Annotated in this window: 11 protein-coding genes and 4 pseudogenes; 13 read left to right on the plus strand and 2 right to left on the minus strand. The window is 66.3% G+C overall.

Annotated features, from left to right (window positions below):
• Positions 1-44: 44 nt before the first annotated feature.
• Positions 45-623 carry a serine O-acetyltransferase EpsC gene (gene epsC, locus IT882_RS04480; protein WP_229382305.1) on the minus strand — a complete coding sequence of 193 codons (579 nt, stop codon included), beginning with the start codon at positions 621-623 and terminating at the stop codon, positions 45-47.
• 2 nt (positions 624-625) lie between these two features.
• The gene (gene cysK, locus IT882_RS04485; RefSeq protein WP_195693347.1) at positions 626-1,564 is read right to left on the minus strand and encodes a cysteine synthase A; all 939 of its coding nucleotides are present in this window, start codon (positions 1,562-1,564) and stop codon (positions 626-628) included.
• A 111-nt stretch (positions 1,565-1,675) separates the two neighbouring features.
• Here cysK and prmC point away from each other — a divergent pair.
• The 13 genes and pseudogenes from prmC (at position 1,676) to IT882_RS17035 (ending at position 12,246) form a co-directional block, all read left to right on the plus strand.
• A pseudogene (gene prmC, locus IT882_RS04490) lies at positions 1,676-2,571 on the plus strand (peptide chain release factor N(5)-glutamine methyltransferase).
• Positions 2,572-2,622: 51 nt separating this feature from the next.
• Positions 2,623-3,332 (plus strand): annotated as a pseudogene (locus IT882_RS04495) (L-threonylcarbamoyladenylate synthase).
• A pseudogene (locus tag IT882_RS04500) lies at positions 3,329-4,476 on the plus strand (MraY family glycosyltransferase); the annotation flags it as partial. The pseudogenes IT882_RS04495 and IT882_RS04500, both read left to right, overlap by 4 nt.
• A gap of 4 nt (positions 4,477-4,480) precedes the next feature.
• On the plus strand, positions 4,481-4,948 hold the full coding sequence (locus IT882_RS16325) for a hypothetical protein (RefSeq protein ID WP_229382445.1): 468 nt from the start codon (positions 4,481-4,483) through the stop codon (positions 4,946-4,948).
• Between the two features lie 165 nt (positions 4,949-5,113).
• The gene (atpB, locus tag IT882_RS04505; RefSeq protein ID WP_229382306.1) at positions 5,114-5,905 is read left to right on the plus strand and encodes a F0F1 ATP synthase subunit A; all 792 of its coding nucleotides are present in this window, start codon (positions 5,114-5,116) and stop codon (positions 5,903-5,905) included.
• Positions 5,906-5,948: 43 nt separating this feature from the next.
• Positions 5,949-6,182 (plus strand): ATP synthase F0 subunit C, encoded by a 234-nt coding sequence (gene atpE, locus IT882_RS04510; protein ID WP_324253920.1) that lies wholly within the window; start codon positions 5,949-5,951, stop codon positions 6,180-6,182.
• Positions 6,183-6,211: 29 nt separating this feature from the next.
• Positions 6,212-6,766 carry a F0F1 ATP synthase subunit B gene (locus IT882_RS04515; protein WP_195693348.1) on the plus strand — a complete coding sequence of 185 codons (555 nt, stop codon included), beginning with the start codon at positions 6,212-6,214 and terminating at the stop codon, positions 6,764-6,766.
• The gene (locus IT882_RS04520) at positions 6,766-7,554 is read left to right on the plus strand and encodes a F0F1 ATP synthase subunit delta (RefSeq protein WP_195693349.1); all 789 of its coding nucleotides are present in this window, start codon (positions 6,766-6,768) and stop codon (positions 7,552-7,554) included. The genes IT882_RS04515 and IT882_RS04520 overlap by 1 nt, the downstream gene beginning before the upstream one ends.
• Before the next feature lie 72 nt (positions 7,555-7,626).
• Positions 7,627-9,264: a F0F1 ATP synthase subunit alpha gene (gene atpA / locus IT882_RS04525; RefSeq protein WP_195693350.1), complete on the plus strand. Its 1,638-nt coding sequence runs from the start codon at positions 7,627-7,629 to the stop codon at positions 9,262-9,264.
• A gap of 22 nt (positions 9,265-9,286) precedes the next feature.
• Positions 9,287-10,183 carry a F0F1 ATP synthase subunit gamma gene (locus IT882_RS04530; protein ID WP_195693351.1) on the plus strand — a complete coding sequence of 299 codons (897 nt, stop codon included), beginning with the start codon at positions 9,287-9,289 and terminating at the stop codon, positions 10,181-10,183.
• 23 nt (positions 10,184-10,206) lie between these two features.
• The gene (atpD, locus tag IT882_RS04535) at positions 10,207-11,655 is read left to right on the plus strand and encodes a F0F1 ATP synthase subunit beta (RefSeq protein ID WP_195693352.1); all 1,449 of its coding nucleotides are present in this window, start codon (positions 10,207-10,209) and stop codon (positions 11,653-11,655) included.
• Between the two features lie 2 nt (positions 11,656-11,657).
• Positions 11,658-11,917 (plus strand): annotated as a pseudogene (locus IT882_RS04540) (F0F1 ATP synthase subunit epsilon).
• A 128-nt stretch (positions 11,918-12,045) separates the two neighbouring features.
• Entirely contained in the window at positions 12,046-12,246 is a 201-nt protein-coding gene (locus tag IT882_RS17035; protein ID WP_324253921.1) for a hypothetical protein, read from the plus strand.
• The last annotated feature ends 18 nt before the right edge of the window (positions 12,247-12,264 follow it).

A 12,264-nucleotide genomic window follows, 5' to 3' on the forward strand; every position in this document is an offset into this window, starting at 1 on the left:
GGGCTCCGTTGCGGCGAAGCCCGTGGCTCCGCGACCAGGCATGCTCAGATCTGGTAGTCGGGCATCGTCAGGATGGCGCGGGTATCCATGCCATCCTTGCGTCTGCGGGCCTTGGCCGGGATGCCGGTCAGGACACTGTGGTCGGGTGCGTCGCGGGTGACGACGGCGTTTGCGCCGACGACGGAGCGGGCGCCGATCGTGATCGGGCCCAGAATCTTCGCACCGGCGCCGACGGCTACCTCGTCGCCGATCGTCGGGTGTCGCTTGCCGCCCTCGCGCTGACGCCCACCCAGGGTGACCTGGTGGTAGAGCAGCACGTCGTCGCCGATTTCGACGGTTTCGCCGATGACGACGCCCATGCCGTGGTCTATGAAGAACCGGCGGCCGATCTGTGCCCCCGGGTGGATCTCGATGCCGGTGAGCCAGCGCGCCAGCTGCGACCCCGCTCGCGCGAGGAATCGCGCGTTGTGAGTCCACAGCCAGTGGTCGACGCGGTGAGCCCAGATCGCGTGCAATCCCGAGTAGAGCACCGCGATCTCCAGGCCGCTCCGTGCCGCGGGGTCGCGCAGCTTCGCCGCCGCGATGTCTTCACGGATGCGGCCGACGACGTGTCGGACTCCCACCGTCAGTCCTCGCGCAGGTGCTCGAACAGCGCCGTTGAGAGATAGCGCTCGCCGTTGGAGGGGATGACCACCACGATGTTCTTGCCGGCAGCCTCGGGCCGTGCGGCGACCTGCAGGGCTGCCCAGACTGCCGCACCGCTGGAAATGCCCACGAGGATCCCGTCCTGGGTGCCGACGGCACGGGCGGTGGCGATCGCGTCGTCGAACTCGACGTCGATGACCTCGTCGATGACATCCTGGTCGAGGATCTCGGGGATGAAGTTGGGTCCGATGCCCTGGATCTTGTGGGGGCCGGGGTGACCCTCGGTCAGCAGCGGCGAATCCTTGGGCTCGACGGCGACGACCTTCACGCCCGGCACGCGCTCCTTGAGTACCTGACCGACGCCCGTGATGGTTCCTCCGGTACCGATGCCGGCAACGAAGTAGTCGACCTTGCCGTCGGTGTCGCGCAGGATCTCTTCGGCGGTCGTCTTGCGGTGGATGGCCGGGTTGGCTTCGTTGGCGAACTGCTTGGCCAGGACCGCGCCGGGGGTGGCAGCGGCGATCTCCTCGGCCTTCGCGACAGCGCCCTTCATGCCCTGGGCCGGGTCGGTCAGGACGAGCTCGGCGCCGTAGCCCTTCAGGAGGAGCTTGCGCTCGGTCGACATCGAGGAGGGCATGGCGAGGATGACGCGGTACCCGCGTGCCGCACCCACCATGGCCAGCGCGATCCCGGTGTTGCCGCTGGTGGCCTCGACAATCGTTCCGCCCGGGGGCAGTTCGCCGGATGCCTCGGCGGCATCCACGATGGCGATGCCAAGGCGGTCCTTGACGCTGGAGGCGGGGTTGTAGAACTCGAGCTTTGCCAGCACGGTTCCGTCGACGCCCTCGGCGACACGGTTCAACCGGACGAGGGGAGTGTTGCCGAACGCGCTCGTGATGTCGTTGTGGATACCGGTCATTGCGGGGCCTTTCGGGCGACGTGGGTGACGACCATTTAGCCTAGGCGAGCCTCACCGGCACGGGCCCGATTGTGACGAAGAACGTCCCGGGGTCCTAGGCTTGGGGCGCCTATGCCTGCTCACAGCGCCCCCGACGACACGCATCCCCGCGACACGCTCGCCGGGTCCATCGCCGCAGCGGCCGACACTCTCACCGCGGCCGGCATCCCCGATGCCCGCGTGGATGCCGAGCTGCTGCTCGCGCACGCGCTCGAGGTGGGTCGCGGCGAGCTTCAGGCCGCTGCGCTGCGCGGTGACGCGATTGAACCGGCATCCGTGGCCCGCTACCGCGATCTCGTGGCGCGACGGGCGACCCGGGAGCCGCTGCAGCACATCACCGGGACTGCACCGTTTCGCCATCTTGAGCTGCGCGTGGGCCCGGGTGTGTTCGTACCCCGGCCCGAGACCGAGACACTCGTGCAGATCGCCCTGGACGCGCTCCTGGCAGCAGCATCGCCCTCTCCGATCGCGATCGATCTCGGGACCGGATCAGGCGCGATCGCCCTGGCCCTTGCGACGGAGGCTCCGCACGCGCGCGTTTTCGCCGCTGAGAACGTCGTCGACGCCTTCGTGTGGGCCAAGGAGAACTTCGCCCACGTCGGTGCCGACAACGCGACGCTCGCTTTCATCGATCTGGCTCGCGCCTTCCCCGAGCTCGACGGCACGGTGTCTGTCGTCGTCAGCAATCCGCCCTATGTTCCGGATGCTGCAGTGCCGCGTGACCCGGAGGTGCGCTGGTTCGATCCGCCGACGGCTCTGTACGGCGGGACCGATGGCCTGGATGTCGTCCGCGAGGTCAGTGCGACGGCGCTGCGCCTCGCGCACCCCGGGGCCTCGTGGCTATCGAGCACGGCGAGCATCAGGGCCCGGCGATCCGGGAGCTGCTGGCGGCAGCCGGATGGCGGGCGCCGGCCACCCACATGGATCTCACACGTCGCGACCGGGTCACGACAGCGCTGCATCCGTAACAGCCAGCCGCTTCCCGCAACTGCTCGCCGCTTCCGTAGACTGGGCAGGCCATGTCCGACGTCTTCGACTGCCGCGACGACGCCCAGCTCTTGCCCGGCATGCGACAGGCACGCCAGGCAATCGGCCGGGGTGCCCTCGTCGTCCTCCCCACCGACACCGTTTACGGTGTCGCCGCCGACGCCTTCAACACCGCTGCCGTGCAGCGGCTGCTGGATGCCAAGGGCCGCACCCGCCAATCGCCGCCGCCCGTGCTGGTCGCGGGCGTGACGATGGTGCGCGCGCTCGTGGCCGAGCTGCCGGAACCCGTCGAGCGGCTCATCGACCGCTTCTGGCCCGGGGGCTCACGATTGTGTTGCCGGCCCAGCCCTCGCTGACGTGGGATCTGGGGGAGACCCGCGGCACGGTTGCCGTGCGTATGCCCGATCACCGCATCGCTCTCGAGCTCATCGAAGAGACCGGTCCACTCGCGGTATCCAGCGCGAACCTGACCGGAGAAGCCGCAGCGATCGACATCCTGAGCGCTCACCAGATGCTCGGCGATCGCATCGAGGTCTACCTGGATTCGGGGCCCGTCGCCACCGGCGTTCCCTCCACGATCCTCGATGCCACGGGACTTGCTCGTCGCGAGCCCGGCTCCGCTCGCATCCTGCGTGTGGGCGCCGTCAGCGCCGACGAGATCCGCGAGGTGATCGGCGATCTGCTCGAGGACCCGCCGGCGGAGCCCGTCGAGGCGGACGCCGACGACACCGGATCCGCGTGAAGCAGTACCTGTTCGTCGTCATCCTGACCGCGACCATCACCCTGGTGCTGGCGTGGGCGGTGTGGCAGCTGAGCATGCGCTACAAGCTCTACCCCGGCATCCGGGAACGCGATGTCCACAAGACGCCCACACCGCGCCTGGGTGGCATCGCGATGTATGTCGGCATCGTCGCCGCATTCCTGGCGTCCTCGCAGCATCCGTTCTTCTCGATCTTCTGGGCAGATCCCGCGGCAGTGTGGGCCATCCTCGGCGCGACGACACTGATCGTGCTCGTCGGCGTTGCCGATGACATCTGGGACCTCGACTGGATGATCAAGCTCGGCGCTCAGTTCGCCGCGGCGGGGATCATCGCCTGGTTCGGCAAGCTGCAGATCCTCTCGCTGCCGATCGGAGGTCTCACCGTCGGCTCCAGCTGGATGAGCTTCGTGCTCACGGTGCTCTCGATCGTGGTCGTCATGAATGCCGTCAACTTCATCGACGGCCTCGACGGCCTCGTCGCCGGTGTCGCCCTCATCGCCAACGGGGTCTTCTTCGCGTATTCGTACCTCTTGGTGCGCGATGCCGGGGCGACCACCTACTTCAACCTCGCGTCCTTCATCGCGGCCGCGCTCATCGGAGCGTGTATCGGATTCCTACCGCTGAACTGGACGCCGGCGAAGCTGTTCATGGGCGACAGTGGAGCTCTCATGCTGGGACTGCTGATGGCCGTTTCGGCGATCGCGATCACCGGGCAGATCACACCTTCGCAACTGGACCCCGACAACTTCGGCAGGTCGCAGCTGCTCGGTGCTTTCATCCCGATCCTGCTGCCGATCACGATCGTGCTGCTCCCGCTGTTGGACTTCGGGCTTGCGATCATCCGGCGGGTCAGCGCAGGAAAGTCCCCGTTCTCGCCCGACCGCAAACACCTGCACCACCGGATGCTCGACATGGGCCACAGCGATCGGACTGCCGTGCTGATCTTCTACGCCTGGACGGCGATCATCGGTCTGGCGATGCTGCTGATGTACATCGGAACCGCGTCCGACTGGCCGGGGAGTACCTCATCGGCGTCGGCTTCGGCGCCCTCGGCGTGATCGCCTGCCTCGTCGTCACCCTCATGCCCCCGAGCGCCGCCGCGCGCCCGTCACAACCGCCCAGGAGGCCTCGTGAGTACCGTGTCCAGCACCCCGATCCTGCGAACGACAGTGATCTGGTCGGCGATCGTGACCGGCGCGCTCGCCGTCGTCGGTGCCGTCGTCGGCTATCTCGTCGCCGACGAGTCAGGACTGTGGAGCGCTTTGCTCGGTGTGTTGCTCGCGGCGGTGTTCCTCGGAATCACGAGCGTCAGCATCCTCATCGCCAACCGATGGTTCGGCACCGACCTGTACGTGCCGATCTTCTTCGGAATCGTGCTGGGGGGCTGGCTGCTGAAGTTCGTCGTGTTCCTCGTCGTGCTGTTCGTGGTTCGCGGCCAGCCCTGGGTCAACGAGATGGTGTTCTTCATCGCGATCGTCGCGGGCGTCCTGGCGTCTTTGGCGGTGGATGTCATCGTGCTCACCCGGATGCGGTTGCCGTATGCGAGCGACACCACTTTGCCCACGACGGACCCCGATGACACCCCCGTAAGGGAGTGACGCGGCGCCGGGACCTCTCCGGGTTTGCTAATGTGGTCTTGCGCCCGCCCGTTCGCCTGACGAGCGCTGCCGGGATCGCCAACTCATCGCCCATCGTCGCAACGGCTTATCCCCGGTGCCCCGAAGCTGGAGCCAGCGCTGTTTACTCAAGCTGCGAGCCTAATTGTGTCCACTGCCGAAGACGGCGGGGGATTCCACGGACCGTCTGTCGATGAGTTCTTCCCGGAACCACTCTTCAACCTGTTCGGGATCGAAGCCCTCTCGGTCACGCGAATCACCCTGATCCAGTTCATCGCGACGATCGCGATCGTCCTGATCTTCTGGCTCGGCACACGCCGCATGCGGGTCGTCCCGGGCCGCTTCCAGAGCCTGGTCGAGATGGGCCTGGACTTCGTGCGTGTGAACATCGCCGAGGACCTGCTGGGCAAGAAGGACGGGCAGCGGTTCCTCCCGATCCTCACGACGATGTTCTTCATGATCCTGTTCATGAACATCACGGGAATCATCCCGTTCATGAACATCGCCGGCACGAGCGTCATCGGCGTTCCGCTGGTCCTCGCGATCATCAGCTACATCACGTTCATCTACGCCGGTATCCGTAAGAGCCCGAAGAACTTCTTCAAGAACTCGCTCTTCCCCTCGGGCGTGCCGTGGCCGATCTACATCATCGTGACGCCGATCGAGCTGATTTCGACGTTCATCATCCGTCCCGTGACGCTGACCCTCCGACTCCTCATGAACATGATGGTCGGCCACCTGCTGCTCGTCCTCTTCTTCGCGGCGACGCAGTTCTTCCTCTTCGACCTCGGTGGCTGGTGGTCGGCTCTGGCAGCGGGCAGCCTCGCCTTCGGATTCGTCTTCACTCTCTTCGAAATCCTGGTGGCCGTCCTCCAGGCATACGTCTTCGCCCTCCTCACCGCGGTCTACATCCAGCTCGCGGTGGCGGAAGAGCACTAAGCGGGTCGGCCCGAAAGCCGCCCTCAACCGAAAGGAAAAATCCGTGGACGCAACTACGGTTCTCGCCCAGGTCACCGGCAACGTCGCGACGATGGGTTACGGCCTCGCCGCCATCGGCCCGGCGATCGGCGTGGGCATCGTCGTCGGCAAGACGATCGAGGGCGTCGCTCGCCAGCCCGAGCTTGCCGGCCGCCTGCAGGTGCTGATGTGGATCGGTATCGCCTTCACCGAGGCGCTGGCGTTCATCGGCATCGCCGCCGGCTTCATCTTCGTCTAATCCGCCTCACCCAGCCTTAAGGAGACAGGATGCTGACCGCTCTTGTCACGTATGCCGCCGAAGAGGGGGCTACGAAAAACCCCCTCATCCCGGCGTGGTACGACATCATCTGGTCGGGCGTGTGTTTCATCGTCATCCTCGTCCTGTTCTGGGTGTACGCCCTGCCGCGGATGAAGAAGCTTCTCGACGAGCGTTCCGCGGCGATCGAAGGCAACATCGCCAAGGCCGACGAGGCCCAGCGCAAGGCTGAGGCCGCCCTCGAGGAATACACCGCGCAGCTGGCGGACGCCCGCCGCGAGGCCGGTGAGATCCGCGACGCCGCCCGCGAGGACGGCAAGAAGATCGTCGCCGAGGCCAAGGAGAACGCATCGACCGAAGCCGCGCGCCTCACCGCCGCGGCGCACGCGCAGATCGACGCCGAACGGCAGACTGCGTTCGTGTCGCTCCGCGGCGAAGTAGGCACCCTTGCACTCGATCTCGCCGGCGGCGTGATCGGCGAGACGCTGTCGGATGACGCCAAGGCCAAGGCCGTGGTCGACCGCTTCCTCGCCGACCTCGAGGCATCCGAGACGGCGGCGAAGTAATGGGCAGCGCGACGAATCAGGCGCTCGCGGAAACGACCGCGGCGCTGGCTGCGGCTCGTGGCGTCGACCTGACCGTCGCCCGCGAGCTCTTCGTCGCCGCGCGGGAGCTCAGCGAGACCACGCACCTGAGTGGGGCACTCGCTGACTCCGCCGCGGCGCCCGTTGCCCGGACGAAGGTGATCACCGATGTCTTCGGACCCTCGATGACACCGACGACCGTCGGCTTGCTCAGCAACGCCGTGCAGCAGCGGTGGTCCTCGGCGTCCGATCTCATCGACGGCATCGAAGAACTCGCCGTCCGCGCGGCAACGATCGCGTCGGATGCTGACGTCGAATCCGAGCTGTTCGAGTTCTCCCGCACGGTAGCGGCGAACCCGGAGCTCGAACTCGCACTGGGGAGCCGCCTCGGTGACGCCTCGGCGAAGGGCGACCTGGTCGCGACGCTGCTGACGGGCCGCGCGAGCGAGGCGACAGTCCTCGTCGCGTCATCCCTCGTGCAGCAGCCCCGGGAGCGTCGGGTGCGTCAGCTCCTGTCGCGTGCCGTGCGCGTCGTTGCCGACGAGCGTGGCCGCGCCGTCGCGACGGTCACCGCAGCTGCCCCGCTGAGCGCGGAACAGGCGGCACGCCTGACCGACCTGCTCAGCCGTCGCTACGGCACCAAGATCTCCCTGAACACCGTCATCGACCCGACAGTCGTGGGTGGCCTGCGCGTGCAGATCGCCGATGATGTCATCGATATGAGTGTTTCCTCCCGGCTCGCCGACCTACGTCAGCGACTAGCCGGCTAACGACACCGCCGACAGGCGCAGACTTCGGGTCCGACGCACGGATCCCGCGAAGAACACCAACGAAGGAAGACCATGGCAGAACTCTCCATCAGCCCCGACGTCATCCGTGACGCGCTGAAAGACTTCGTCGCGGCCTACGAGCCCTCCGGGGCAGCGGCCAACGAGGTCGGCACCGTCATCGACGCCGCCGACGGCATCGCCCATGTCGAGGGTCTCCCCGGCGTCATGGCCAACGAGCTGGTGACCTTCGCCGACGGCACCGCGGGCTTGGCCCTGAACCTCGATGAGCACGAGATCGGTGTCGTCGTTCTCGGCGACTTCTCCGGCATCATGGCCGGACAGCAGGTCAGGCGCACCGGTGAGGTTCTCTCCGTGCCTGTCGGCGACGGCTACCTCGGCCGCGTTGTCGACCCGCTCGGCAACCCGATCGACGGCCTCGGCGAGGTCGTCACCGAAGGGCGTCGCGCCCTCGAACTGCAGGCGCCCGGCGTCATGCAGCGTAAGAGCGTTCACGAGCCCATGCAGACCGGCATCAAGGCGATCGACGCCATGATCCCGATCGGCCGCGGCCAGCGCCAGCTGATCATCGGCGACCGCCAGACGGGTAAGACGGCGATCGCAATCGACACGATCATCAACCAGAAGGACAACTGGGCTTCGGGTGACCCGACCAAGCAGGTGCGGTGCATCTACGTCGCGATCGGTCAGAAGGGCTCGACGATCGCCTCCGTCAAGGGTGCGCTCGAGGACGCCGGTGCCATGGAGTACACGACGATCGTCGCGGCCCCCGCATCCGACCCCGCGGGCTTCAAGTACCTCGCGCCCTACACCGGTTCGGCGATCGGCCAGCACTGGATGTACGGCGGCAAGCACGTCCTGATCATCTTCGACGACCTGTCCAAGCAGGCCGAGGCCTACCGTGCCGTGTCGCTGCTGCTGCGCCGCCCGCCGGGCCGTGAGGCCTACCCGGGTGACGTCTTCTACCTGCACTCGCGTCTGCTCGAGCGTTGCGCGAAGCTGAGCGACGAGCTGGGTGCCGGATCGATGACGGGTCTTCCCATCATCGAGACCAAGGCCAACGACGTGTCGGCGTACATCCCGACCAACGTGATCTCGATCACCGACGGCCAGATCTTCCTGCAGTCCGACCTGTTCAACGCGAACCAGCGTCCCGCGGTCGATGTGGGTATCTCGGTCTCGCGTGTCGGTGGTGACGCGCAGGTGAAGTCCATCAAGAAGGTCTCGGGAACGCTCAAGCTGGAGCTTGCCCAGTACCGTTCGCTCGAGGCGTTCGCGATGTTCGCGAGCGACCTGGATGCGGCATCCCGTCGCCAGCTCGCCCGCGGTGCGCGCCTGACCGAGCTGCTCAAGCAGCCGCAGTACTCGCCGTACCCGGTGGAGGAGCAGGTCGTCTCGATCTGGGCCGGCACCAACGGCAAGCTCGACACGATCGAGGTCGAGGACGTGCTGCCGTTCGAGCGCGAGCTGCTGGACTTCCTGCGTCGCAACACGACGATCCTCGACCGTCTTCGCGAGACCAACGTGCTGGATGACGACACCGCCGCCGAGCTCGAGAAGGTCGTCGACGACTTCGTGCTGGAGTTCCGCTCCGGCAAGGGGCAGGCGATCTCCAAGCCCGGTCACGAAGAGGTCGGCGCCGCTGAGGCAGAAGACGTCAACCAGGAGAAGATCGTCAAGGGTCGCCACTAAGGGCGCGCGAGGGCGATAAACCATGGGCGCACAACTCCGGGTCTACAAGCAGAAGATCTCTTCTGCCCAGACGACCAAGAAGATCACGAAGGCGATGGAACTCATCGCGGCTTCGCGCATTCAGAAGGCGATGGGGCGCGTGCGGGCATCCGCACCGTTCGCTCGCGCTGTTACGCGCGCGGTCTCGGCGGTTGCCACGCACTCGAACGTGGATCACCCGCTCACGACGGAACGCGAGGTCATCCGGCGCTCAGCCGTGGTGATCTTCGCCTCCGACCGCGGGCTCGCGGGCGCGTTCAACTCGCAGATCCTCCGCGAGGGACTCGAGCTGGCGCAGCTACTTCGTGAGCAGGGCAAGGAGCCGGTGTTCTACCTCGTCGGGCGCAAGGCCGTCGGATACTTCCAGTTCCGCAAGATGGCCAGCGCCGCGCAGTGGACGGGCGACACCGACACCCCGCACTTCCACACGGCTGAGGAGATCGCAGCTACCCTGCTGGATTCGTACGACCGCGGCGGTGACGAGGGCGGCGTCGATGAGATCCACCTCGTGTACAACCGCTTCGTGAGCATGATGACCCAGAGCCCTGAGCGGGTCCGCCTGCTCCCGCTCGAGGTCGTCGAGGCTGAGGAGACGGCATCCGCTCAGGTCTACCCGCTCTACGAGTTCGAGCCGGATGCCGAAACGGTGCTCAATCAGCTGTTGCCGGTGTACATCCAGAGCCGCGTCTTCAACGCCCTCCTGCAGTCCTCGGCCGCCAAGCACGCCGCGACGCAGAAGGCCATGAAGTCCGCGAGCGACAACGCCGACAAGCTCATCACCGACTACACGCGCCTGCGCAATAACGCGCGACAGGCTGAGATCACGCAGCAGATCGCCGAGATCGTCGGCGGTGCCGACGCTCTGGCGTCGGGCAAGTAGACCTGACACGAAAGAGAATGACCATGACTCCCACCGCAACCGCCGAGAAGACCGCGGTCGTCGGCCGCGTCGCGCGCGTCACCGGCCCCGTCGTCGACATCGAGTTCCCGCATGACTCGATCCCCGACATCTACAACGCGCTGACCACCACGATCACGATCGAGGGCGAGTCCAGCGAGCTGACCCTCGAGGTCGCGCAGCACCTGGGTGACGACCTCATCCGTGCCATCGCGCTCAAGCCCACCGACGGCGTCGTCCGCGGCCAGGAAGTGCACGACACCGGCGGCCCGATCTCGGTGCCCGTGGGCGATGTGACCAAGGGTCACGTGTTCAACGTCACCGGTGACGTTCTCAACGCCGAGCCGGGCGAGAAGATCGAGATCACCGAGCGGTGGGGCATCCACCGCAAGGCGCCGGCCTTCGACCAGCTCGAGTCCAAGACGCAGATGTTCGAGACCGGCATCAAGGTCATCGACCTGCTGACCCCCTATGTGCAGGGTGGAAAGATCGGTCTGTTCGGCGGTGCCGGTGTCGGCAAGACCGTCCTCATCCAGGAGATGATCCAGCGTGTCGCGCAGGATCACGGTGGCGTGTCGGTGTTTGCCGGTGTCGGTGAGCGTACCCGTGAAGGAAACGACCTCATCCACGAGATGGAAGAGGCCGGCGTCTTCGACAAGACCGCCCTCGTGTTCGGCCAGATGGACGAGCCGCCGGGGACGCGTCTTCGCGTCGCGCTGTCGGCGCTGACGATGGCGGAGTACTTCCGCGACGTGCAGAAGCAGGACGTGCTGCTGTTCATCGACAACATCTTCCGCTTCACGCAGGCCGGCTCCGAGGTCTCGACGCTGCTGGGTCGCATGCCCTCCGCGGTGGGCTACCAGCCGAACCTCGCCGACGAGATGGGTGTGCTCCAGGAGCGCATCACCTCGACGCGTGGTCACTCGATCACCTCCCTCCAGGCGATCTACGTCCCCGCCGACGACTACACCGACCCGGCACCGGCGACGACCTTCGCGCACTTGGATGCGACCACCGAGCTTTCGCGTGCGATCGCGTCGCGCGGTCTGTACCCCGCGGTGGACCCGCTCACCTCGACCAGCCGCATCCTGGACCCCCGCTACGTCGGTGAGGACCACTACCGCGTGGCAACGGCCGTCAAGCAGATCCTGCAGAAGAACCAGGAACTCCAGGAGATCATCGCGATCCTCGGTGTCGATGAGCTCTCCGAAGAGGACAAGGTCGTCGTCTCGCGCGCACGCCGCATCCAGCAGTTCCTCTCGCAGAACACGTACATGGCGAAGAAGTTCACCGGCGTCGAGGGCTCCACGGTCCCGATCAAGGAGACGATCGAGTCGTTCGACGCGATCGTGAAGGGCGACTTCGACCACGTGGCCGAGCAGGCGTTCTTCAACGTCGGCGGGATCTCGGACGTCGAAGAGCGTTGGGCGCAGATCCAGAAGGAGAACGGCTGATCATGCCGCTGCACGTCAGCCTCGTCTCCGCCGACGCCGAAGTGTGGTCGGGGAGGCATCCCTCGTGGTCGCCAAGACCGTCGAAGGCGAGATCGGCTTCATGACCGGGCACGAGCCGGTTCTGGCGATCCTTGCCGAAGGCCAGGTGCGCATCACGAAGGATGACGGCAGCAAGGTCGTCGCGAACGCTCAGGACGGATTCCTCTCGATCGAGAGCGATGTCGTGACGATCGTGGCAGGCAACGCCGCGCTGGTCGCGTAGTTTCAGCATCCGTTCGGCGCTCGGTCTGAACCGGGCCGCACGGACGCAGGAAGAATCGCCGAGGTAGGACGAATGCACCGCCATCCGTCCTCCCTCGGCGATTTTGCCTTCCTCGGTGAGGTTCCCTCGTGCTGATCCTGCTGCCGCCATCGGAGACGAAGCGGCCGGGCGGGGAGGGTGCGCCGTGGGATGCCACCCGTCTGAAGCTTGCTGAGCTGACACCGATCCGCGAATCGGTCATCGAGGCGCTCGTTCGACTCACCGATGACCCGGATGCAGCGGCCAAGGTGTTGAAACTCGGGGGACCCAGCGTGGTGAGATCGAGGTGAATCGGGCGCTGCGCACGT

The organism is Microbacterium schleiferi, assembly GCF_015565955.1.
In the GTDB taxonomy this organism is placed as follows: domain Bacteria; phylum Actinomycetota; class Actinomycetes; order Actinomycetales; family Microbacteriaceae; genus Microbacterium; species Microbacterium schleiferi_A.